Below are 24,520 nucleotides of genomic sequence, written 5' to 3'. Positions count from 1 at the left end.
ATCATACCGATCATCCAATGGATTTTCAGCACGGAAAGCGTGTCCAGGGACAGTATTTCTGCCCCGGGCCACGCTTTTTCGCGGTTACTGCATTTTACAGGTGTCTCTTTCCTGCATAATCCGGCAGAAGCTGCGGAGATACCATACCGGTGTCAATGCCTGCCTCTTTTAAGGTCTCAGCATATTTCTCCACATGATCCAGATTCATCTTTCCAAGTGTTACGTCTTTTGCTTTTGCTGCTGCAGCTTTTCCTGCATCACGGCCAAATACGATAACATCCAGCAGAGAGTTACCCATCAGACGGTTTCTTCCGTGGATTCCTCCAACTGCCTCACCTGCTACGAGCAGGTTGCTTACGGTGTTGGTAAAGCCTTCGCCGTTGATTTCCAGTCCACCGTTCTGATAATGCAGCGTCGGGTAAACCAGGATCGGCTCTTTTCTCATATCGATGCCATACTGCATGAACATACGGAACATAGCCGGGATTCTCTTCTCAATGGTGCCTTCTCCGTGGATCAGCTCGATCATTGGAGTATCCAGCCATACAGCCTTGCCCTGTGGAGTCTCAACGCCCTCGTTGCGGTCGTCGGAGCACTCGCGGATGATACTTGCTGCAGATACGTCACGGGTTTCCAGCGGATGCATGAATGCTTCGCCGTCTACGTTTACGAGCATTGCGCCCAGAGAACGTACTTTCTCGGTTACCAGAGCACCGAAGATCTGAGCCGGGTAAGCAGCTCCGGTCGGATGGTACTGAATGGTATCCTGATACAGAAGCGGAGCGCCTGCACGGTATCCAAGGATCAGACCGTCAGCGGTTGCACCGTAATGGTTGGAGGTTGGGAAGTTGTTGTAGTGAAGGCGTCCTGCACCACCGGTTGCAATGATAACTGTTTTTGCCTTTGCTACCTGGTACTCGCCAGTCTCCATGTTCTGGAGAACAGCACCTGCAACCTGTCCCTTATCGTCTTTGATCAGTTCTACTGCGGAAGAGAACTCGATTACCGGAATACCGCGGTTGATGACTTCATCACGCAGTGTTCTCATGATCTCTGCTCCAGAGTAGTCACGGCATGCATGCATACGTTTTCTGGAAGTTCCGCCGCCGTGCGTAGTTACCATACGGCCATTCTCATCTTTATCAAACATAACGCCCAGGTTTTCCAGCCAGGAGATTGCATCCGGAGCTTCCATAACCAGTTTGCGGAGCAGTTCCGGTCTTGCAGCAAAGTGTCCGCCGCCGAACGCATCCAGATAATGCTGTGCCGGGGAATCGTTTTCTTTGTCCGCTGCCTGGATTCCACCTTCTGCCATCATGGTGTTTGCATCACCAATTCTCAGTTTGGTGGTAATCATAACGTTTGCGCCAGCCTCGTGAGCCTCGATAGCTGCAGAAGAACCTGCTCCACCGGCACCGATAACCAGTACATCTACGTCATAATCTACTTTGTCAAGGTCGATGTCAACACCGAGGATACGGCTGTTGGACTCCAGCAGATAGCCGAGCTCTGTCGGAACTTTCTCACCTTTGTTCGGGCCGACTTTCAGGGTGATGAAGCCTTCCTCTTTATAGTCCGGATGATATGCTGCAAGAAGGGCATCTTTCTCATCCGCTGTCATTCTTCTTGGCTCTGTTGCCATTCTCTGGGCTCTGGTAGCTTCTACCTTTTTAATAGAGTCCTGCATATTGGCCAGTGTATACATTCGAAATTCCCTCCTTATTTCTCGATCTCACGGTTGTTGTAAAGTTCCTGCATTTCTTCGATCGGTTTCTGCATAACCTGCTCGATCAGATCATCGAATTTTCCTTCTTTGATCTCTGCTACACGGTTCTTTACATGTTCAGACTTCGGAGCAATGTATTTTCCGTTCAGACGTCTTGCCAGCTCTCCTACCATCGGATGGGAGATACCAGCCGGACAGCGGGATGCACAGATTCCGCAGCCGATGCAGTCGAAGGACTCTTCTGCACATTTCTTGAAGTCGCCTCTCTGTGCGTATGCAATATACTGCATAACGTTCAGGCTCTGCGGACATCCTTTGGTACATGCATTACATCCAACGCAGCTGTAGATTTCCGGATACAGATCCATCATGACTCTCTGCTCTGCGCTGATCTCTTCGATATCGTATGTTCTCTTGTCGATCGGATAGAACGGAAGGCTTGCGATATACATACCGTCTTCTACCTGTGTCTGACATGCCAGACAGGTTTTCAGCTCATTCTTTCCTTTGATTCTGTAGATGGTCGCACATGCACCGCAGAATCCGTGACGGCATCCGCATCCGCGTTTTAACTGATATCCGGCATACTCCATAGCGGTCATAATGGTCAGATCGCCAGGTACGGAATACTTCTTGCCGTAAACGTAAATATTTACCATTTCCTGCATTTTCTTCAACCTCCGTTTAATATTCGTTCGGTAATTCGTCAATCTCGTCGCAGCGGAAAACCGGGCCGTCTTTGCAGACATATTTATCTCCGATGTTGCAGCGGCCGCATTTTCCGATACCGCATTTCATACGAAGCTCCAAAGTAGTGTAAACCTGTGTTTTCTCATAGCCCAGCTCCTGAAGTCCCTGAAGGACAAATTTGATCATGATCGGCGGTCCGCAGATCAGAGCTGTTTTGTCAACGGACATGTTCAGTTCTTTCACATAATTCGGAACGAATCCTACATGGCCGTCCCAGCCTTCCTGTTCACGGTCAATCGTCAGATGCACGTTGACATCTTTTGCTTTCGCCCATACTTCCTGGATCTCTTTTAACTGTACCAGATCGTCTTTGGAACGGGAACCGTAAACGATATCTACGGTACCGTAGTTATCACGATTGTCCAGTACGTAATTAATAACAGAACGCAGTGGAGCAAGTCCGATACCTCCGGCGATGAACAGCAGATCCTGTCCTTTTAATACGGTTTCTACCGGGAAATGATTTCCATACGGTCCACGAACCAGGATTTCATCTCCTACGGACATGTTGTGAAGATAATTCGTTAAAGTACCGCACTCCTTGATGGAGAACTCCTGGTACTCTTTGTTTGTCGGGGAAGAGGTAATGGAAAACAGTGCCTCTCCGACACCCGGTACACAGAGCATTGCGCACTGGCCAGGCATATGTTCAAACAGCTTGGTGCCGTCCGGACGAACGATACGGAATGTTTTTACGTCCGGTGTTTCGCGGCGGATATCTGTGATGATACCGACCTGCGGCAGCAAAGCGTTTTTCTTTTCTTCGCTTCCACAACTACAATTGCACATTTACTTGGTACCTCCCATGCGTTTGATTACTTTGACAATGTTCAGCGACTGCGGGCATTTCTCTACGCAGCGTCCACATCCGACGCAGGAATACATTCCGTCGTTGTTGTCCGGGAAGTATACCAGTTTGTGCATGAAACGCTGACGGAAACGCTGCAGCTGTGTGGTACGGTTGTTTCCTGCTGCCATCATGGTGAAATCAGAGTACATGCAGGAATCCCAGCAGCGGTAACGCTGTACACCGTTTCCGGTGTTAAAGTCTTTGATATCGTAGCACTGGCAGGTCGGGCAGGAGAACGTACAGGTTCCGCAGCCTAAGCAGGCATCGGAAAGTTCTTTCCACTTCGGATCGTCAAAACGTTCTTTTGTCTTGCCAACGCCCCATCCCTCGAGGGAAAGGTTGCTGTTTGGCATCTTGTCGATCAGAGTACGGATTGCTTCTTTCTCAGCCTCTACTTCTTTGGTAAGATCCTGCTCGGTCAGGTAAGCTTTTACAAGCTCGGTCAGTTTCTGGCCTTTTTCGGTTTTTGCTTCCCATGCATAACCGTCAGCTACCTGCCACATAGCAACATCTGCTGCCGGTTCTGCAGCATCGATGCCGAAGGTTTTACAGAAGCAGCTGTCTTCCGGCTCATGACAAGCCAGGGAAACAACGATGCCGTGCTCTCTTCTTGCTGCATAGTAAACGTCTGCAGGCTCGCTTAAGAAAACGCGGTCCAGAACATCGAACGCTCTGACATCGCACGGACGAACGCCGAAGATAGCAAACGGTGCGTCTTTTAATGCAGCCGGTTCAATGCTGGTTTTATTTGCCTTCTGATAGCAGGAGTAAAGAATTTCACTCTGCGGGAAAAAGGCATCTTTCGGGGATTTTACGGTTTTTAAGGTATCGAGATCCACGTCTGCGTCCTCGGTCCAGAAACCGAAATTGGTAATTCCATTGTTTTGTACCGGAAGGAAAAGATCCATCTCCTTTGCAACAGCGGCAAGGAGCTCCGGCATTTTTTCTCTGCTAATCTGATACATCCCTTAACCCCTTTCCTTAACGATACTTGGCTCTACATCTTCCTGTGTGAAGTTGGTGAGCGGTGCACGGCTGTCGGTATCGGCGCCTGCCTGATACTCTCCGTAGAACTCGTCGATATCTTTGATGAATTTACGGTTCAGCAGGTGCAGCGGAATGTGCTGCGGACATACACGGGAACACTCGCCACAGTCGGTGCAGCGTCCGGCAACGTGGAATGCACGGATAATGTGGAACATCTGCTCTTCAAATGTAGTCGTATTTGCTTTCTGTGCGGTATCGTAACGGTCATTATCGAAGACACATTTGATACAGCTGCAGGCCGGACATACGTTACGGCATGCATTACAGCGGATACAGCGGGACAGTTCGTTCTGCCAGAATGCGAAACGCTCTTCCGGAGCCATTGCCTCGAGCTTCTCAACCAGTTCAAAACGGCCTTCTTTTGCCGGTTTCTCTTCGTCGCAGTTCTCTGCCAGCTCGTCGTAGGCAACGTGTTTTCCGCCCTTGCAGGCTTTGCATCTTTCCAGGATAACATCCTCTCTTGCGAGCTCTTTGTCGCCGTAAACAGTTGCCACTTTGATGGTATCGCCGTCTTCTGTTACAGCGGTAATACCCTTGCATCCTGCTTCACGGATCTTTTCGATATCGAGTTTTCCATCGCAGCCGATGCCGACGATATAGGTTTTCTCGCGATCCACACGATGCTCTTTGATTAACTGATTAAAGCTGTAAGTATCACACGGTTTTAAGAAAACGAGTGTTTTTCCTTCTTCTTTCGATGCTTTAATCATGTATTTGCTAAGGTTTGCGCCGCAGAATCCGTCGTAGGTAAACTCGGAAAGGCTCTCGGCAGTCTCGAAGAATGCAGGCTCTGCACTGAAATCAGTGTCACCTTTTCTCCAGCCAAGAACACGGACTACGGTACCGTCAGACAGAAGCTCTTTTGCGCGGGATACTAATTTTTCTTGCATCGTAAATCCTCCAATCTGACATTCTTACCAAGGCTTGTAACCTGCTTGATGAACTCGTTCATGGTCTGGGAGAATTTCACACCTTCTGCGGCGGATACCCATTCCACACGGGTACGTCCGTTCTCAACGCCCATGTAATCCAGCATGGAGAACAGCAGGGTCATACGTCTTCTTGCATAATAGTTTCCTGTGCTGTAATGGCAGTCTCCCGGATGGCATCCGCAGAGGATGACTCCGTCAGCGCCCTTCTGGAATGCTCTTAAGATGAAGAGCGGATTGACACGGCAGGAACATGGAACACGGATGATCTTTACGTCTGCCGGATAGGAAAGACGGCTGGAACCTGCCAGGTCTGCTCCTGCGTAGGAGCACCAGTTGCAGCAGAATGCCACGATGACTGGCTTAAATTCTTTGTTTTCGTTGTTATCTATCGGCATATTGCATCTACCTCCGCGAGAATTTGTCTATTGGAGAATCCTTTCAGGTCCATAGCGCCGGACGGACATGCAACGGTACATGCACCGCATCCATGGCAAAGTGCGCCGTTAACGACTGCCACATGTCTGGTTTCACGGATTCCATGGTCGTTGACCTGACGGTCTTCGTAGGAAATTGCGCCGTATGGGCAGACTTTTTCACAGGATGCACATCCATTACAGAACAGCGGATTGGATTCTGCTGTACACGGGTTGGTGGTCAGTTTGTCTTTTGCCAGCAGTCCGACTACTTTGACAGCAGCAGCTCCTGCCTGTGCAACGGTCTCCGGGATATCTTTCGGTCCCTGGCATACGCCGGAGAGGAAGACACCTGCGGTCGGGGACTCTACCGGACGCAGCTTTGCGTGTGCCTCAGTAAAGAAATCGTTGGTATCCATACTTGCGGTCAGCATGGTAGCCAGTTTTCTTGCATCTTTGCTCGGCTCGATGGCAGTTGCAAGGACAACAAGGTCTGCTTCCATTTTGATCTGACGGTTGTCAAGCAGGTCGGAACCCTGTACCAGAAGACGTCCGTTCGGAGCCTCGGATACTTTTCCTACCTGGCCTTTGATGTAGTCTACATCAAACTCTTCTACCGCACGGCGATAGAACTCATCGAAGTTTTTACCCGGGGTACGAACATCAATGTAGAAGACATGTACATTGACATCCGGATAATGGTCACGCACCAGCATAGCCTGTTTTGCGGTGTACATACAGCAGATCTTGGAGCAGTAGCTCTTTCCTCTGCAAGTCACGTCACGAGAACCGACACACTGGATAAATACGATATCCTTCGGATGCTCGCCGTTGGAAAGACGTACTACTTTACCGCCTGTCGGGCCGGCAGCATTCATCAGACGCTCCATCTCAAGGGAGGTAATTACGTCTTTGCTCTGGTTGTAATAATATTCGTCAAACTTGTCCAGACTGATGGTATCGAAACCAGTTGCCACAACGATTGCGCCGTACTCTCTGGTGATTACTTCATCTTTCTGGTCGTAGTTTACTGCACCTGCTGCACAGACTTTGGAGCAGATACCGCATTTTCCGGTTTTGAAGTGGATACAGTTTGCAGTATCAATAACCGGTACGTTCGGAACTGCCTGTGCGAACGGTGTGTAGATTGCAGTACGGTTGGACAGGCCTCTGTTGAACTCGCTCAGGTTCTTCTTGGAAGGACATTTCTCCTGACAGAGTCCGCATCCGGTACATTTGTCCATATCTACGTATCTTGCTTTCTTACGGATGTCTACTTTGAAATCACCGACGAATCCGCCAACGCTCTCTACCTCACTGTAGGTATAGATGTTGATCTTCTCATGCGCGTTTACCTCTCCCATACGAGGAGTCAGGATACAGGAAGAACAGTCGAGGGTCGGGAATGTCTTGTCAAGCTGTGACATTCTTCCGCCGATACTCGGGGTCTTCTCTACGATATCTACTTCATAGCCTGCATCTGCGATATCCAGTGCAGTCTGAATACCTGCGATACCGCCTCCGATCACCAGCGCACGTTTTACAACGCGGCTCTCGCCCGGGGTAAGCGGGGTATCCAGCATAACTTTAGCAACGGCTGCACGGGCCAGAATTACGGCCTTCTCGGTAGCCTCTTCCATGTCTTTATGAATCCAGGAACACTGCTCACGAATGTTTGCAATCTCCAGCTGATACGGGTTCAGGCCCGCTTTTTCTGCTGCTTTGCGGAACGTTCCTTCATGCATACGCGGAGAGCAGGAACAGATGACAACGCCGGTCAGATGCTCGTTCTGAATGGCATCGATCACTTTCTGCTGACCCGTTTCGGAACACATATACTGATAATCCTCTGCATGAACAACACCCGGCTCTTTGCTGATGACGTCAACAACTTTTTTGACATCAACCGTAGCCGCAATATTTGTACCGCAGTGGCAGACAAATACTCCTATTCTTTGCACTTTTCTCTCACCTTTCTGTGGATGGGTTGTTTTTTACTTTCTATATTTACGGAATGCACTCATCAGAAGCTGCTGCGGAGTCTCATCATCCAGAAGAGCCGGAATTTCATCCGGAGAAAGATAATTCTCTCCTCTCTGACGGATCACGGAAAGACGAACTGCCTCGATCAGTTTGGCAGGTTTTACGTCTCTTGGACAGCGCTCTACACATGCGAAGCAGGAGAGGCATTTCCAGATGGACTTGGAGTTCATCAGTGCTTCCACATCGCCGTTCTGTACGTAAGATACAAACTGATGCGGACGGATGTCCATTTCGTTATAAGCAGGACAGGATGCGGAACATTTACCGCATTTCATACATTTTCTGGTATCCACACCGGCGATGGCACGGATTTCATCGGATGTTGCAATTTTCATGCCTGCACCTCCTCTTTGATGCCGAGTGCTTCTGCAAGAAGCTCGGTAAAGTAGGTAACCGGAAGACCTTCTTTTGTTCCGTTATTGCGCAGGTTGTACATGCAAAGCGGACATGCAGTGATCAGTTCTTCTGCTCCTTTGTAGGATGCGGATGCCATGATCTGGTCTACCATGTTGGATGCCATTTTCTTTTCTTTGAGGGATATGTAGCCGCCGCAGCACTCATTTCTCATCGGATATACGACCGGTGTTGCGCCAAGGGCCTTGATAAAGTCTTCAATGATTGTCGGATTTTCCGGATCGTCAAACTGCATTGTGGTGCTCGGACGAAGCAGCATACAGCCGTAATATGCGCCGATTTTTCTTCCTTTTAATGGGTTTACCACTTTCTCTTTGATCTTGTCAAATCCAACGACGTCACGCAGCACTTCCAGATAATGAAGTACTTTCGTTTCGCCAAGATATGGCTCGGAAAGAGCCATGTAGTTGTTTACTTTTGTCTGAATGTCTTCTACATTCGCCATGTCATCGTTTACGCGTTTGATCACGTGATGACAGGCGGAACAGACTGTGATCAGATCCTGTCCTTTTTCTTTGGCGTCTGCTAAGGCGCGAACCGAAGAAAGTTTGGTAGCGATTTCATCGGATGCCTGTGGATACACAGCTCCGCAGCACTGCCAGTTTTCAATTTCTTCCAGTTCAAATCCCAGAACTTTTGCGCATTCTCTGGCATAGTGATCCAGATCTTTTGCTTTGTTCTTCAGCGTACAGCCCGGAAAATAACTGTAGGTCATGGAATTGCTCCTTTCTTGTTACTCCTATTGGTTTCCATTTTGCCTGCGGTATCTTCTGTCCGGCACCGGAAAAGTTTCCGGTACTCTTTTTATGTACACCCGGCGGAAAATTTCTTCAGGCGCACGTTAAGGCAGTGGGAGATACCGCTCTTTCGCACTTTCTGCCACTGCCATAAATTTTATGTTTTGAGCTTATTGCCCGCTCTTAGTGCTCGATCTGTGCGATAACTGCTTTTAATGCGTCGGCACTTGCTTTGAGTTTTTCTACTTCCTCTTTTGTCATACGCATCGGAATCTTGCCCTGTACGCCTTTCGGTCCAACGAGGGTCAGTGTGCTTAAGCATACATCCTCGATGCCGTACTCACCGTGCATCATGGAAGATACGGTTGCTACAGAATCGGAAGAAGAAAGAATGGTTGCTACCAGTTTGCATACTGCAACAGATACTGCATAGAAAGTAGCTCCTTTGTTTGCAATAACCTGTCCGCCGGAAGTTCTTACGTACTCCAGCATAGCATCTTTGTCGATCTTGGTTACGTTCCTGCCCATTTTTTCTACGGTCTCGTAGTACTCGTCCAGACTGACACCGGAAACGTAAGCGCCGCTCCACGGAATGAAGGAAGTATCGCCGTGCTCACCGAATACGTAAGCGTGGATGTTTTTCTGGGCAATGTTGAGGTGTTCAGACAGTCCGCAGCGAAGTCTCGCGGAATCCAGCATGGTACCAGAACCAAGGATCTGGTTTTCCGGAAGTCCGGAGATCTTTGTAAACACGTAGGTCATGATATCAACCGGGTTGCTTACAATGATGTAGATGGCATTCGGAGCCGCTTTTACGATTTCCGGTGTGATGGATTTTAAGATGTTTACGTTGGTCTGGGTCAGCTCAATACGGGTCTGGCCAGGCTTTCTTGCAATACCGGAAGTAATAATTACGATATCAGAGTCCTTGGCATCCTCATACTCACCTGCGATGATGGAGACCGGATCGCGGAAGCAGGTACCCTGCGCGATATCCATAACCTCTCCCTCTACTTTTTTCTTGTTAATATCGATGAGAACAATCTCAGACGCGATGTCTTCGTTCGACAGTGTATAGGCGATCGTAGATCCAACGCTTCCAGCTCCAATGATGGTAATCTTGCTGCTCATAAATACTCCTTTCTAAAATACCCCTAGTTGGTTTTTGTGATTGATAAATTTTTCACTTTCCTTATCATAGCACTATGACAAGAATTTAACAAGTGTTTTTTTCGAGCATTTTCGTGAAATCTTTTTTCTCACTGAGCCCGTACGCTTCCAGAAGGGGTGTTCTGGATATATTTCAATACAATTATACCATTTTTTGTTCTTTTTCACAAGAATTCTTTCCAAAAACTTACAGCTTTGTCCTTCATCCCGCAGAATTCGTCTTTTTCCGCATGGTTCCCGGGTTTTTGCTTTCTGTGTTTAGTTTCACACGTCTAACTTTCGTTCGTTATATTTTTAACAACTTTTCGTCATACGGGCTAGTTTCTGTCCTTCTTTTCTACATTTTGTAGGATGTATCCGCCAAATTTCCTGTCTGATTTTCATTTCTGCTGCCGCCAGACGCAAAAAAGACACGGATTTTTCTGTTCCGTGTCTTTTTTGCTCTGTTTTTTTCTGTTTTTGCTTCTATTCTTCTGTTTCACGAGCCGTTGCCGCTTCGGCAAATGCATTTCCATATTCGGCAAGCGCCTCTTTTGCATAGACGGCATCTGACCGGTACGGCACATTTCCGTTTCCGACGTGCATCGTCACGTCCGCGCCTTTTCCAAGGATCAGAACAACCTCTCCCGGTACGGCGCCAAGAATCGCCTCCCGGATTGCTTCTCCGCGGTCCATGCGGATCTGGAAGGATGCACCTTCCTTTGCTATGTACCCGCCGATCTCCTCACAGATCGCCTGCGGATCTTCGTTTCCCGGATCATCCGGTACGAGGAAAATCCGGTCCGCCCGTTTTCCGGAAATCTCACCCATATCTTTTCTGCGGTTGAATGCTTTTCCGCCCGGGGTTCCGAACACAACGCTTACGCGGCTTCCCGGGTATTCGAGTGCTACGGTATCAAACATTTTTTCAAAACTCAGGCCATTGTGCGCGAAATCCACGATCGCCGTGACCTCGCCCGCGCTGCTCTCATACGTCTCCATCCTTCCCGGAACGGTGACGTCAAGGAGGCTTTCCTTGATCAGCGAAACCGGGATTCCCATCGACCAGGCAGCCGCAATGGCAGCTACGGCATTCTCCACATTGAAGGCTCCGTGCACCGGCAGGGTAAAATCTTCCGAGAAATCCGGTCCTGCCACATGGAAATAGAATTTTCCTCTGCCCGGCTTGATATCACTCACGCGGATTACAGCATTTTCTTTCGATCCAAACGTAACGACGCGCTCACATTTTGCCGCAGCTTTCAGGATTTCCCCGATATGGTCGCTGTCCAGGTTCACGCAGGCGCAGGTGCAGCGGTCGAAGATCTTTAATTTCGACTGGAAATAATCATCAAAATCCTTGTGCTCCGTCGGGCTGATGTGGTCCTTGGAGATGTTCAGGAAAATGGCGGTATCAAAATGCGTGTTTCCGACTCTCTCGTATTTGAGCGCCTGGGAGGATACTTCCATCACCATATGGGAAAGGCCTGCATCTACGGCATTGCGCATATGACGGCACAGCTCCAGGGATTCCGGCGTGGTGAGCGTTGATGCTTCTCTCGTCTTTCCGTCGTAATATTCAATCGAACTTAACAGTGCACATCCGTTTCCGCCCTGTTTTTTCAGGCAGGCATCGAGCATCGACTGCAGGTAGTAGGCTGTCGTTGTCTTTCCTTTTGTTCCGGTCAGCGCCGTGACATGCAGCGACTTTGCCGGATAATCGTAAAACGCCTCACCCAGCACAAACTGTGCTTTTCTGGCATCGTTGACGATGAGCGCCGGAATTTCTTTTCCCGCTTCGTATTTTTTTTCACTTACATAGGCAACAGCACCGCGGTTTACGGCGTCTTTTAAGTATGCCTCTTTGAATGCAGCTCCTTTGCAGAGAAACAGCGTTCCCTGATCCGCTCCGCCCGAAAAATACGTTACGAGGGTAACGGGTCTGTCCTCTCCTTCTTTTCCTTCCGGCTCTGCAAATTCCACCAGAAGGCCTTCCTGCTCCAGAAGTTTCTTATATTCTAATACCGACTGTTTCATAGGATATCTTCCTCTCTTCTATGGGATTCTTTTTCAGCTTTCCTAAAATCCAGGCTCCATTATACCAGAATTGAAACAGCTTGTCCATCTTGCGGCACGGCTTACATCATCTGCGCATTTTTCTCAAAAAGAGAACGAAGCGTTTTTGCGCAGTACAGGTACGCCGGAACGAGAAACAGATCGGCGAGAATCCATGCCACCGGGCTTGCGAAGCAGACTGCGGTGTAACCAAAATACGGAACCAGGAAAAAGGCTACCACCGAACGGCCGATCATCTCGCAGACGCCGGCAAGGATTGCAAATTTGCTGAAGCCCATGCCCTGCACGGTAAAGCGTACGACATTGACAAGGGTCAGCGGAATGTAAAATACCATGTTGATCAGCAGCATCTGACGCGCCTGGTCGAGGATGACCGTCTCAGATGCATCTACAAAGAGAAGCGAAATCTGGCGGGACCACAGAAACATGACTCCTAAAATGACCACGGAATACACGCTTCCAATAATGGAACTTGTCAAAATACCGGTGTTGACACGATCCATCTTCTTCGCACCGACGTTCTGTCCGGCATACGTCGCCATAGTGGAGCCGAGCGCGTCGAACGGACAGCAGCAGAACATGGAAATTTTACCGGCAGCCGTAACAGATGCAACCGCAGTGGAACCAAGGCCGTTGACAGCGGTCTGCAAAATAACACTTCCGATCGCGGTGATTGAATACTGCAGTCCCATCGGGATTCCCATATTGCACAGATTAAGCACATAATGCTTATGCAGCTTCCAGTCCTCTCTCGTAAAAGCAAGGATGGTGAATTTTTTCTTCATATAAAAGAGACACAGGAATCCAGAGACTCCCTGCGCGATAATCGTCGCCCACGCGGTTCCCGCTACTCCCATCGGGCGGACCAGCGCAAGATCTAGCACGATATTCAGTATTGAAGAGATACCGAGGAAAATCAGTGGGGAGCGGCTGTCGCCGAGGCTCCGCATGATTGCTGATGTCTGGTTATAGAGCACCATAAGCGGAATTCCGAGGAAAATAACAAAGATGTAAGCGTATGCACCGTCCAGAATATCGGACGGGGTTTTCATCAGAATCAGAATGTCGCGGCACCAGATGCAGACAAGAACGGTCATCACCACGGAAAGAATACCGGCCAGGACGGCTCCATTTCCTACATACCGGCACAGCGCTTTCCGGTCTCCTGCCCCGAACATCTGCGCAACCGGAATTGCAAATCCGCTACAGACTCCCATACAGAATCCCACGATCATGAAGTTGATCGAACCTGTACTGCCAACAGCCGCGAGCGCTTTCGCGCCTAAGAATTTTCCTACAATAATCGTATCGACCATGCTGTAAAACTGCTGGAACAGCATGCCGAGCAGCAGCGGCAGTGCAAACCCCAGAATCAGTTTTACCGGGCTGCCGTTTGTCAGATCTTTTACTGCACTTTTCTTTGTTGCCATGTGATGTCCTCCCTATTGTCGTATGTTTTTGCTTCCCCTTTTTGTCGAATCTCATGCCATTTTATATCTTGTTTTCTCAGAATGCAATCCCGTAATACTGCCGAATTAAGAGACGTTTTTTCATCACTTTTACGTGTTTTTGACATAGCGGCCGCCTGTGCAGGAATTCTGTTTTTTTGCGCACGCCAAAAGCGGCTGCGGCAGGTTCCCGTTCCGGAACGCTGTGCCGCAGCCGCTTTGCTGTTCTTTCTTATTTTGCAAATTCTTTCTTTTTCCACTGAAGCAGAATCATCACAGCCACCGATGCGGTCAGAAAATCAGAAACCGGCTGGGAGGCAATAACACCGGAAAAACCGGCAAGTTTTGAAGCGCAGAAAATTACAATGGCAAAAATCACGCCCTGACGTCCTGCTGAAAGAATCATTGCTCCTGCCCCGTTTCCGATCGCCTGGAAAATACAGGTCGATGCGAGTACGATACCAACAAACGGCATACCAATGAGCTGGACGCGGAGGATCTGCTGGGCCGCTGCAATGACATCCGCCTCTTTTAAGAACAGTCCCACGAGAAGCGGAGCCGCCGCACCGAGCACAACCGCCATTCCGGCACCGGTCAGCACTTCCAGGAGGAAGGCAAAGCGGATCGTCTCACTGAGACGTTTTTTATTTTTCGCTCCATAATTGTATCCGACCAGCGGCTGTCCGCCAAAAGCGAAGCCGACCATCACAAGAACAGAAATCATAATAATTTTCAAAGCAATTCCCATCGCTGCAACTTTGTCCGTTCCATACGGCTGCAAAAATCGGTTCGTCAGCGTCACGCCGATGCTCTGCATGAAGTTTGTGACGGATGCCGGAATGCCGATGGCAAGAACGGCGAGCACCTCTGCTCCGGTCATTTTCAGTTTTCGGAAATCGACGGAGAGATAGCGGCATTTCTTTATCATAAAGATAACATAGAAAATATCACCGCAGATGTTGCCGATCACCGTTGCAATCGCTGCTCCGGCTGCTCCCATGCCGAGCGTGTAAATAAAGATCGGGTCAAGAATGATGTTGACGACGGCTCCCAGCATTGTTCCGATCATCGAGGCTTTTGCGAAGCCCTCGGTCCGAAGAAGATTGTTCGGCGTCAGCTGCAGGATGATAAACGGTGCGCCGAGTGCAATCCACTGGTAATAGTCCCCCGCATACTGCCACGTCGTCTCATCACAGCCAAGCAGGCCAAGGATCGGCTGTTTGGCGGCAAGCAGGATGATGCTGACCGCAATGCCGACAGCAATCGCTGCGTAAAAGCAGAATACGCTGATCCGTCTTCCGTCCTCGTACTCTTTTTTACCGAAGAGGCGCGAAATGACGGAACTGCCGCCGACGCCGAAGATGTCACCGAGTGCAATCATCAGCGTGAAAATCGGTGTGCCGAGCGATACGCCGGCAATCAGTGCCGTGTTTCCGGTCCGCGCGATGAAAAAAGTATCTACCATATTATAGATCAGCGACACGACCATGCCGAGCACGACCGGAAGTGCGAGCGTCATATATGCTTTGGACACTTTTGTTTTCTCAAATAATTCGTTTTCCATTTTGAAAACTCCCCTTTCCTCTTTTTCGGTTACAGTTCACTGGTACCCAGCAAACTGTAACCTTTTTCATTCTGGTTTATCTTAGCAGACTTTCTTGCTTTTTCTTGTGTCATATGTCACAATAAAGAAAAAGTTTTCCAAAAAATTTTTCTGTGAAAGGATTTTCCTATGAAACGAATTTTTGATCCGGCTCTGCTGGACTTTTATCTTCAGAAACATGAGATCCCATCTCTTTTCGATACCCCGGATCTCGCATTTTCTCTGTATCAGTTTGAAAAGGGCGAACGGCTCGACACGCTGAATCCGGAGGAATACCTCTCGTTCCTCGTGGACGGTTCCATCGAGATCAGCGCCAACCGCGCCGACGGCACGAGCTACCCGATCGGCTATCTCGACGGCTTTACCTGCATCGGCGATATGGAATTCTGCGGAAAACGCGATGATACGCACCAGATCGAGGCACGCACCACCGCGCTTTGTATTGTTCTGCCGCTCGCTTCCACGAAAGAGCTTCTGCTGAACGACAACCGCTTTTTACGATATCTTTTAAACTCTGTCACCGAAAAGCTGATGCTTTATTCCAGCTCCCAGTCGAATTTTTCCACGCTCGAGGAATCCTTCCTCTCTTATCTCTCAGAGCGCTGTCCGGATCAGACGTTTTCCGGCGTGGAAAAGATGGCCATGCAGCTCCACTGCAGCCGCCGCCAGCTCCAGCGGGTTTTAAAGAAGCTGCTCGAAGAAGGACAGCTTGTGAAACTTTCGAAAGGTTCTTACCGCCTCAGCTGAAAACGCCATCGCTTCCTTATTTCCACGATTCCAGGATCGATGTTCCGATCGTTCCCTCCGGCATTTTTACGCCGAAGTTCTCTGCAACGGATGCGCCGATCACAGCGAAGGTGTCCTTCGTCTCCTGAAGGCCGCTCTCCTTCATAGACGGTGAGTACGCAAGGAGCGGCACCTGTTCTCTGGTGTGGTCCGTTCCGGTATAAGTCGGGTCGTTGCCGTGGTCTGCCGTGATCAGGAGCAGATCGTCGTCTTTTAACTGCTCCAGCAGCTTTCCAAGGTTCACATCGAATTTTTCAATCTCTTTTCCGTAGCCTTCCGGGTTTCTTCTGTGGCCCCAGAGTGCATCGAAATCGACGAGGTTGACAAAGCACAGTCCGGTAAACTCTTTTCCTGCCGTCTCAATCGTCTGCTCCATGCCGTGGACGCTGCTCTTGGATTTCAGACTCTCCGTGATGCCCTCGCCGCAGAAAATATCGTTGATTTTTCCGATACTGATGACATCATATCCTGCCTCCTGCATCGCGTTGAGCACGGTTTTTCCCGTCGGTTTGACAGCGTAGTCGTGACGGTTTGCGGTGCGGACGAACTCTCCTTTTTTCTTTCCGACGTACGGTCTTGCAATGACACGGCCGACTTTCCACTCGTCTTTCATGGTCAGCTCACGGGCAATCTCGCAGTAATGATACAGCGTCTCCAGTCCCATCGTCTCCTCGTTGCCGCAGATCTGCAGTACGGAATCCGCCGAGGTATAGACAATCAGTTCTCCGTTTTCGATCTCGCGCTCTGCCAGCTCATCGAGGATCTCCGTTCCGCTCGCCGCCTTATTGCCGATGATCTTTCTGCCGGTTCGTTTTTCCAGCTCGTCGATCAGTTCTTTCGGAAATCCGTGGTCGGTGAACGTAACGAACGGCTTTGTCGTGTAAATTCCCATCATCTCCCAGTGGCCGGTCATGGTGTCTTTTCCGTTGCTCGCCTCGTTCAGTCTTCTGGCGTAACCCTTTGCCTCATCCTCTGTCACACCGCAGAGATTTCCCATGCCGAGGCGGCGCAGGTTCGGGATTTCAAGGCCTCCCTGACTCTCCCAGATGTGGCCGAAGGTATTGACACCGACATCCCCAAACTTCTCCGAATCCGCCATCGCCCCGATTCCGAGAGAATCCAGGACGATCAGAAAAATACGGTTATATTTTCTCATACTCTTTACTCCTTTCTTTTTAACTCAGCTCAAACATTCCATGATAGAGCTGATAATATTTTCCTTTCTGTGCCAGAAGTGCGTCGTGGTCGCCGCGCTCTACGATATTTCCCTGCTCCAGCACCATGATCGCATTGGCGTTTCGCACGGTGCTTAAGCGGTGGGCGATGACAAATACGGTTCTGCCCTCCATGAGCTGGTCCATTCCTTTTTCGATCAGCGCCTCGGTTCTGGTGTCAACGGAAGATGTTGCCTCGTCAAGAATCAGCACCGGCGGATCGGCAACGGCGGCACGGGCAATCGCGAGAAGCTGGCGCTGGCCCTGGGAGAGGTTGGCTCCGTCGGAGGTCAGCATCGTGTCGTAGCCGTTCGGCAGACGGCGGATGAAGGAATCCGCATTCGCAATTTTGGCCGCATGTTCAATTTCTTCCTGCGTGGCATCGAGTTTTCCAAAACGGATGTTTTCTGCTACGGTTCCCGTGAACAGATGGGTATCCTGCAGAACGATACCGAGGGAGTGGCGCAGAGCGTCTTTTTCGATATCTTTTACGTCAATGCCGTCGTAGACAACCGCGCCGCCCTGGACGTCGTAGAAACGGTTGATCAGGTTCGTGATCGTCGTTTTTCCGGCTCCTGTGGAACCGACAAAAGCAATTTTCTGGCCTGGTTTGGCATACAGGCTGATGTTCTTTAAGATCAGACGGTCTGCCGTGTAGCCGAAATCCACGTTTTCAAAACGCACATCGCCCTTTAATTCCGTCATCGTTCCGTCCGGGCGCTTCCATGCCCAGCGGCCTGTTGTCTCTTCGCAGACGGCAAGTGCGCCGTTCTCTTCTTTTACGTTGACCAGTTCCACTTTTCCCTCATCGATTTCCGGCTCCAGGCTCATCACGTCGAAGACACGCTCCGCACCGGCGAGCGCTGAGAGAAGGAAGTTGCTCTGCTGGGTGAACTGGTTGATCGGAAGCGCCGCCTGGCGGACAAAGACAAGGTAGCTTGCCAGGCTTCCGATATCGGCTTTTCCGTGCAGGGCGAGAAGGCCGCCGAGCACTGCCACAATCGCATAATTGACATACGAAATGCTGACAACGACAGGAACCATCGTCGCCGCATACCCCTGCGCGCCGGTTCCCGCTTTCCGGAGCTCCTCATTCTTTTTGCAGAATTCCGTAAAGCTCTCTTCTTCGTGGTGGAACACCTTGACGACTTTCTGTCCGGTGATCAGCTCCTCAATATAGCCGTTCAGTTCTCCGAGGCTGTTCTGCTGCTTCGTATAATAACCCTTGCTGCGCTTTCCGCTGAACTTGATATACCAGAACATGATACCGTAGCACACCGTTACAATCAGCGAGAGCCGCCAGTTTAGGATATACAGCAAGGTCAGTGTTCCCACAATCTGGATGAAGCTCTGGATAACCATCGCAAAACTGTTGTTCAGGGCATCTGCCATCGTGTCGATATCGTTCGTGAAAAGACTCATGATATCGCCGTGGCGTCTGCTGTCGAAGAACTGCAGCGGCAGTGTCTGGACGTGTTCGAACAGATCGCGGCGGATATCAAATACAACCTGCTGTGCTGCTTTTACCATGGTCTGCGTGTAGCCGTATGCTGCGAGTGCGCCGCACCCGAAAATGAGTGCCGTAATCAGCACGCCGCGCAGCAGTGTGTGCACATCTCCGTCCGCCAGTCCGTTGACAACCGGGCGGATCATATACGTTCCAAAGAGGTTGGCTCCCGCGCTGATTGTTACCAGTACCGCTACGACTGCGAGCATTTTTTTGTGCCGTCCCAGATAAGACAGGAAGACGCGCAGCGTGTGTTTCAGGTTCTTTGGTTTCTTTCCGCTATAAGCTCTCGCTGCCATTTTCGTCTCCTCCTTTCATCTGTGAGGCGTAAATTTCCTGATAAATCGGGTCATCCGCCAGCAGTTCAGCGTGCGTGCCGATCCGGTGTACTTTTCCGTCATCAAGAATGATGATCTGATCCGTATTCATGACGGATGTTACTCTCTGCGCAATGATAATTTTTGTGACATTCTTCCGCGCCGCCAGTGCCTCGCGGATCTTTTTCTCCGTTGCCGTGTCGACCGCACTTGTCGAATCATCGAAGATCAGGATTTTTGCCTTTCCGATCAGCGCACGCGCGATGCAGAGACGCTGCTTCTGGCCTCCGGAGAGGTTGCTTGCGCCCTGCTCGAGCACGGTGTCGAGGCCGTCCGGCATGCGGTTCAAAAATTCATCCGCACACGCCGCGCGGCATGCTTCCCAGATCTCCTCATCGGATGCATCCACATTGCCCCATTTCAGGTTTTCACGCACGGTTCCGGAGAACAGCACGTTTTTCTGCAGAATGATATTGACTGCATCGCGGAGAGCGGCAAGATCGTACGCGCGCACATCCTTTCCGCCGACGCGGACGGTGCCGCGGCTGGTATCATACAGACGCGGAATGAGCTGCACCAGCGTCGTTTTCGAAGAACCTGTTCCTCCGAGGATTCCTACCGTCTGACCAGCTTTGATCTTCAGCGTAACATCGGAGAGTGCGTACTCTTTTGCTTCTTCTTTGTATTTAAACGATACGTTGTCAAACTCCACGCTGCCCTCTGTCACTTCTGCTACACCATTTTCCGGCGAGGTGAGCACGATTTTCTCATCGAGCACCTCGACAATCCGGTGTGCACTCGCCATGGAACGGGTCAGGAGCAGGAAGACGTTTGCAATCATCATCATCGAGTTCATGACCTGCATGACGTAGCTTAGAAATCCGGTCAGGTTTCCGACGGCAAGCTGTTTTTTCAGAATCATATTTCCGCCGAACCACAGAATCAGCACGATCGCGGTATACATGACGCCCTGAAATGCCGGCAGATTCAGCACGGCGTAGTGGAACGTCTGCTCGCTCGCTGCGGTCAGGTCGGTGTTGACCTCGTTGAATTTGTCTTCCTCGTACTCATCCCGCACGAAAGCTTTGACGGCACGGATCGCGGTCAGCCCCTCCTGGACAACATTGTTCAGGCGGTCCACCATGGACTGCAGTTTTGTGTACATCGGGGCAACTCTCCGCACAATCAGGGAGAGAATAAAGCCAAGAAGCGGGGTACATACAAGGAATACAAATGCCAGCCGCGGATTCATATAGAATGAAAGGCCGATTCCCATAATCAGAAGCGACGGTCCGCGCGTGATCGGGCGGAAGCCGGCGCTTACCATATTCTGGATGACGGTAACATCCGTCGTCATACGGGTGATCAGGGATGATACCGCAAAGTGGTCGAGGTTGGAAAATGCATACTGCTGCATTTTCTCATACTCCGCCTTCCGGATCTCAGCTCCCCAGCCGTACGTCGCCCGCGCCGCAAAGTGCGCGTATAAAATTCCGGTCACAAGCGCACAGAGCGCGCAGATTCCCATCTGGATTCCCTTGCGGTAAATGTAAGGGATATCGCCGTTCGCAACGCCGATGTCAATCAGATTGGAAATCAGAATCGGAATAAAAAGTTCAAAACACGTTTCTACCAATACCAGCACTGCTCCGAAAATCATATCCCGCTTGTAGGGACCTGCATACGAGAGCAGACGCTTCATATCATTCATCTTCTGTCACGTCCTCCTTTTGCTGTTTTTCGGAGTCCATTTTACCATACCCCGGCATGATTTTCAACGCGCCGAAATAATCCCTTTTACCCCAAAAATCCCCTTTTCCCAACAACTTTTCTGTCGTCAGAAAAAGAGGATCGTTTTCTGGAAGCTTAAGTCTACCTTTTGAACGCATTGACCAGTGACACACCGGAAACCGCCGCCTCTCCGACAAATCCGATAACAAACACGTCCGCAATTCCGACCAGAGCCACCAGAAGCTGCTCTAGGAAAAGCGGAATAATCAGCTTTTTCAAATCCTGATTTGTAAACATAAAACCCCTCCTGCCATTTTTCTTTCTGTCTCTATTTTAGACATCTAACAGCTCATTTGTCTAATGCTTATTCTAAATGGCAGTTCATACGCGGATTGCATATTACACTTCACAGAAATCTCTTTTCACTTTCTCACACAGCTTGCCATACACACGCTCCACAAACCACGGCTCTGTCGATTTTTCTGCGATCTGCTCCACCGGAATCCAGCCGACTGCGCTGTTTTCATCCGGCTTGCAGCGGATTTCCTGTACCGGATCTGCTTCCATGAGATATGTCACATTCAGATGGAGATGTGCCGTCACGTACTTTCCGCGCTTCACATGGCCGTCCACCGACAGGATTTCGAGCGAGAATGGCTGATCCGATAAGAGCTTCACCTCTTCAATCCCGGATTCCTCCTTCACTTCTCTTACCGCCACGCTGCAAAGATCCGCATCTCCGTCCGCGTGGCCGCCGAGCCATGCCCAGGAATGGTAAATATTGTGATACGCCATCAGCACCTGCTTCCGATCCGGGCTTACGACCCAGGCGGAGACAGTCAGATGTGCGGTCTCATTTTCCCGCGTCAAAATATCGCATCCGCTCTCCATCCATTTCAGCAGAATCGCCCGATCCCGCTCTTCCTGCTCATTGTACGGACGGTATTCCCGGATCTGCCGCAGCAGGTTTTCTTTGGCTGTTTCATTCTGCATCCGTTTTCCCTCCCACTTTGATTTTAAACGATTGCTAAAAAAGACCCCGGCGCCTGTATTTCTACAGACCGCCGGGGTCTCCTTACGTTTGAACACAAATCATGCTACTGCATGAAAATCCTGATTCGGACAGATTCTGCTTAAATTAAGCGTTCTTCTGAGCGATAGCTGCCTGAGCTGCTGCCAGACGGGCGATCGGCACACGGAACGGTGAGCAGGAAACATAGTCCAGACCCAGTTTGTTGCAGAACTCTACGGAGCTCGGATCTCCACCGTGCTCACCGCAGATACCTACGTGCAGAGAAGAGTTAACCGGTCTTCCAAGATCGATAGCCATCTTCATCAGCTTGCCAACGCCGTCCTGATCAAGTTTTGCGAATGGATCGTTCTCGAAGATCTTAGCGTCATAGTAAGCGTTCAGGAATTTACCAGCATCGTCACGGGAGAATCCGTAAGTCATCTGAGTAAGGTCGTTGGTTCCGAAGCAGAAGAAGTCTGCCTCTTTTGCGATCTCATCTGCAGTCAGAGCTGCTCTCGGGATCTCGATCATGGTACCAACTTCGTATTCAAGGTCGCTGCCTGCTGCTGCGATTTCAGCGTCAGCGGTCTCTACTACGAATTTCTTAACGTATTTCAGCTCTTTGATATCGCCAACAAGTGGGATCATGATTTCCGGTTTTACATTCCAATCCGGATGAGCTTTCTTCACGTTGATGGCTGCGCGGATTACTGCGCTTGTCTGCATCTTAGCGATTTCCGGATAAGTTACAGCAAGACGGCATCCACGATGACCCATCATCGGGTTGAACTCGTGCAGACTAGCGATGATTGCTTTAATCTGCTCAACAGTTTTGCCCTGAGCGTCAGCCAGTTTCTTGATGTCCTCTTCCTCAGTCGGAACGAACTCATGAAGCGGCGGATCCAGGAAACGGATGGTAACCGGGTTGCCTTCCAGAGCTTCATACAGCTTCTCGAAGTCTCCCTGCTGCTCCGGAAGGATCTTAGCAAGTGCTGCTTCTCTCTCTTCTACGGTCTCAGCGCAGATCATCTCACGGAATGCATCGATTCTGTTGCCTTCGAAGAACATATGCTCTGTACGGCAAAGACCAATACCTTCTGCTCCAAGCTCACGAGCTTTTTTAGCGTCAGCCGGAGTATCAGCGTTTGTACGAACTTTCATGGTTCTGTATTTGTCTGCCCAGCCCATGATTCTTCCGAACTCACCAGCGATGGTAGCGTCTACGGTCGGGATCAGTCCGTCATAGATGCATCCTGTAGAACCATCCAGAGAGATGCAGTCTCCCTCGTGGTACTCTTTTCCAGCCAGTGTAAATTTCTTGTTTGCCTCGTCCATTACGATATCACCGCAGCCGGATACGCAGCAGGTTCCCATACCACGGGCAACTACAGCTGCGTGAGAGGTCATACCACCACGAACAGTCAGGATACCCTGTGCAGATTTCATACCTGTGATATCTTCTGGGGATGTCTCAAGACGAACCAGAACAACTTTTTCTCCTCTTTCAGCCCACTCAACAGCATCATCTGCTGTGAAGACGATTTTACCGCAAGCAGCTCCCGGAGATGCTCCCAGTGCTTTTGCCATTGGAGTAGCCTCTTTCAGTGCTTTTGCATCGAACTGCGGATGAAGCAGAGAGTCAAGATTACGAGGATCGATCATTGCAACTGCCTCTTCCTCTGTTCTCATTCCCTCATCTACAAGGTCGCAAGCGATTTTCAGAGCAGCTTTTGCTGTTCTCTTACCATTACGTGTCTGCAGCATGTACAGTTTACCGTGCTCTACAGTGAACTCCATGTCCTGCATATCTCTGTAGTGTGTTTCCAGAGTTTTGCAAACTTCTTTGAACTGTTTGAAAGCTTCCGGGAATTTCTCTTCCATCTCAGAAATGTGCATAGGTGTACGAACACCGGCAACTACGTCCTCGCCCTGTGCGTTGGTAAGGAACTCACCGAACAGTCCGTTCTCTCCTGTAGCAGGATCACGGGTGAAGGCAACACCTGTACCACAGTCATCTCCCATGTTTCCGAATGCCATCATCTGTACGTTAACAGCGGTACCCCAGGAATACGGGATGTCGTTGTCACGACGATAAACGTTTGCTCTCGGGTTGTCCCAGGAACGGAATACGGCTTTTACAGCCTCCATCAGCTGTACCTTAGGATCGGTCGGGAAATCCTCACCGATTTTAGCTTTGTACTCAGCTTTGAACTGCTCAGCCAGTTTTTTGAGGTCATCTGCGTCAAGATCTACGTCCTGTTTTACGCCTTTCTCCTCTTTCATCTTGTCGATCAGCTCTTCGAAGTATTTTTTACCAACTTCCATAACTACGTCAGAGAACATCTGAATGAATCTTCTGTAGCAGTCCCAAGCCCAACGTGGGTTGCCGGAAGCCTGTGACAGAGTTTCAACAACCTCTTCGTTCAGACCAAGGTTCAGGATGGTATCCATCATACCTGGCATGGAAGCTCTTGCTCCGGAACGTACAGAAACGAGCAGCGGATTCTTAGCGTCTCCGAATTTCTTTCCTGTGATTCCTTCCATTTTATCGATTGCTTCCATGATCTGACCCATGATCTCGTCGTTGATCTGTCTGCCATCCTCATAGTACTGTGTACAAGCCTCGGTTGTTACCGTGAATCCCTGTGGTACAGGAAGTCCCAGGTTTGTCATCTCAGCCAGGTTTGCGCCTTTTCCACCGAGAAGGTTACGCATGTCTGCATTACCTTCAGTGAACATGTAAACCCATTTTGCCATTGTTACTT

20 protein-coding genes and 1 pseudogene are annotated in these 24,520 nt (G+C 50.0%); 1 reads left to right on the top strand and 20 read right to left on the bottom strand.

What is annotated here, in order from left to right; all coding sequences use genetic code 11:
- Nucleotides 1-94: 94 nt before the first annotated feature.
- The 14 genes from DWZ44_RS05470 to DWZ44_RS05410 form a co-directional block, all read right to left on the bottom strand.
- Nucleotides 95-1,705, bottom strand: coding sequence for an FAD-binding protein (locus tag DWZ44_RS05470; RefSeq protein ID WP_055265391.1), 1,611 nt, complete (start codon nt 1,703-1,705; stop codon nt 95-97).
- Nucleotides 1,706-1,719: 14 nt separating this feature from the next.
- On the bottom strand, nt 1,720-2,394 hold the full coding sequence (locus DWZ44_RS05465; RefSeq protein WP_055265389.1) for a 2Fe-2S iron-sulfur cluster binding domain-containing protein: 675 nt from the start codon (nt 2,392-2,394) through the stop codon (nt 1,720-1,722).
- Between the two features lie 16 nt (nt 2,395-2,410).
- Nucleotides 2,411-3,265, bottom strand: a complete 855-nt coding sequence (locus tag DWZ44_RS05460; protein ID WP_022461174.1) for an FAD/NAD(P)-binding protein — start codon at nt 3,263-3,265, stop codon at nt 2,411-2,413.
- The gene (locus tag DWZ44_RS05455; protein WP_117801696.1) at nt 3,266-4,291 is read right to left on the bottom strand and encodes a 4Fe-4S dicluster domain-containing protein; all 1,026 of its coding nucleotides are present in this window, start codon (nt 4,289-4,291) and stop codon (nt 3,266-3,268) included.
- 3 nt (nt 4,292-4,294) lie between these two features.
- The gene (locus DWZ44_RS05450) at nt 4,295-5,263 is read right to left on the bottom strand and encodes a 4Fe-4S dicluster domain-containing protein (protein WP_055265384.1); all 969 of its coding nucleotides are present in this window, start codon (nt 5,261-5,263) and stop codon (nt 4,295-4,297) included.
- Nucleotides 5,248-5,700, bottom strand: a complete 453-nt coding sequence (locus tag DWZ44_RS05445) for a hydrogenase iron-sulfur subunit (protein WP_117804389.1) — start codon at nt 5,698-5,700, stop codon at nt 5,248-5,250. Before DWZ44_RS05445 ends, DWZ44_RS05450 begins: the two co-directional genes overlap by 16 nt.
- Nucleotides 5,691-7,679, bottom strand: coding sequence for a CoB--CoM heterodisulfide reductase iron-sulfur subunit A family protein (locus DWZ44_RS05440; RefSeq protein WP_055265381.1), 1,989 nt, complete (start codon nt 7,677-7,679; stop codon nt 5,691-5,693). Before DWZ44_RS05440 ends, DWZ44_RS05445 begins: the two co-directional genes overlap by 10 nt.
- A gap of 33 nt (nt 7,680-7,712) precedes the next feature.
- A complete protein-coding gene (locus DWZ44_RS05435) occupies nt 7,713-8,096 on the bottom strand; it encodes a 4Fe-4S dicluster domain-containing protein (RefSeq protein ID WP_055219367.1) in 384 nt (127 codons plus the stop codon).
- Nucleotides 8,093-8,890 carry a CoB--CoM heterodisulfide reductase iron-sulfur subunit B family protein gene (locus DWZ44_RS05430; protein ID WP_022461168.1) on the bottom strand — a complete coding sequence of 266 codons (798 nt, stop codon included), beginning with the start codon at nt 8,888-8,890 and terminating at the stop codon, nt 8,093-8,095. The genes DWZ44_RS05435 and DWZ44_RS05430 overlap by 4 nt, the downstream gene beginning before the upstream one ends.
- 205 nt (nt 8,891-9,095) lie before the next feature.
- The gene (locus DWZ44_RS05425; protein ID WP_055219369.1) at nt 9,096-10,043 is read right to left on the bottom strand and encodes an L-lactate dehydrogenase; all 948 of its coding nucleotides are present in this window, start codon (nt 10,041-10,043) and stop codon (nt 9,096-9,098) included.
- A gap of 504 nt (nt 10,044-10,547) precedes the next feature.
- A complete protein-coding gene (locus DWZ44_RS05420; protein WP_117804388.1) occupies nt 10,548-12,098 on the bottom strand; it encodes a Mur ligase family protein in 1,551 nt (516 codons plus the stop codon).
- Nucleotides 12,099-12,199: 101 nt separating this feature from the next.
- On the bottom strand, nt 12,200-13,567 hold the full coding sequence (locus DWZ44_RS05415; protein WP_055219374.1) for an MATE family efflux transporter: 1,368 nt from the start codon (nt 13,565-13,567) through the stop codon (nt 12,200-12,202).
- Complete coding sequence (locus DWZ44_RS18060; RefSeq protein WP_147326094.1) at nt 13,543-13,845, bottom strand: hypothetical protein; 303 nt, start codon at nt 13,843-13,845, stop codon at nt 13,543-13,545. Before DWZ44_RS18060 ends, DWZ44_RS05415 begins: the two co-directional genes overlap by 25 nt.
- The gene (locus DWZ44_RS05410; protein ID WP_117804387.1) at nt 13,818-15,149 is read right to left on the bottom strand and encodes an MATE family efflux transporter; all 1,332 of its coding nucleotides are present in this window, start codon (nt 15,147-15,149) and stop codon (nt 13,818-13,820) included. Before DWZ44_RS05410 ends, DWZ44_RS18060 begins: the two co-directional genes overlap by 28 nt.
- Before the next feature lie 168 nt (nt 15,150-15,317).
- Here DWZ44_RS05410 and DWZ44_RS05405 point away from each other — a divergent pair, with 168 nt between their 5' ends.
- Nucleotides 15,318-15,935 carry a hypothetical protein gene (locus DWZ44_RS05405; protein WP_055219376.1) on the top strand — a complete coding sequence of 206 codons (618 nt, stop codon included), beginning with the start codon at nt 15,318-15,320 and terminating at the stop codon, nt 15,933-15,935.
- 16 nt (nt 15,936-15,951) lie between these two features.
- Here DWZ44_RS05405 and DWZ44_RS05400 read toward each other — a convergent pair whose 3' ends face one another.
- From DWZ44_RS05400 to ppdK, 6 genes and pseudogenes are all read right to left on the bottom strand, one after another.
- Nucleotides 15,952-17,130 carry a phosphopentomutase gene (locus DWZ44_RS05400; protein ID WP_117804386.1) on the bottom strand — a complete coding sequence of 393 codons (1,179 nt, stop codon included), beginning with the start codon at nt 17,128-17,130 and terminating at the stop codon, nt 15,952-15,954.
- Nucleotides 17,131-17,149: 19 nt separating this feature from the next.
- The gene (locus tag DWZ44_RS05395) at nt 17,150-18,994 is read right to left on the bottom strand and encodes an ABC transporter ATP-binding protein (protein WP_055219380.1); all 1,845 of its coding nucleotides are present in this window, start codon (nt 18,992-18,994) and stop codon (nt 17,150-17,152) included.
- Entirely contained in the window at nt 18,975-20,714 is a 1,740-nt protein-coding gene (locus tag DWZ44_RS05390; RefSeq protein ID WP_334294013.1) for an ABC transporter ATP-binding protein, read from the bottom strand. The genes DWZ44_RS05395 and DWZ44_RS05390 overlap by 20 nt, the downstream gene beginning before the upstream one ends.
- A 182-nt stretch (nt 20,715-20,896) precedes the next feature.
- Nucleotides 20,897-21,040: pseudogene (locus DWZ44_RS05380) on the bottom strand (MATE family efflux transporter); the annotation flags it as partial.
- A gap of 102 nt (nt 21,041-21,142) precedes the next feature.
- On the bottom strand, nt 21,143-21,736 hold the full coding sequence (locus DWZ44_RS05375; RefSeq protein WP_117804385.1) for an NUDIX hydrolase: 594 nt from the start codon (nt 21,734-21,736) through the stop codon (nt 21,143-21,145).
- 145 nt (nt 21,737-21,881) lie between these two features.
- Nucleotides 21,882-24,512, bottom strand: coding sequence for a pyruvate, phosphate dikinase (ppdK, locus tag DWZ44_RS05370; protein WP_022462956.1), 2,631 nt, complete (start codon nt 24,510-24,512; stop codon nt 21,882-21,884).
- Nucleotides 24,513-24,520 lie beyond the last annotated feature (8 nt).

The organism is Blautia sp. AF32-4BH (assembly GCF_003460565.1).
GTDB lineage: Bacteria > Bacillota > Clostridia > Lachnospirales > Lachnospiraceae > Fusicatenibacter > Fusicatenibacter saccharivorans.
The sequence above is the reverse complement of the archived record's forward strand: the minus strand, read 5'-3'. Positions and strand labels throughout refer to the sequence as shown.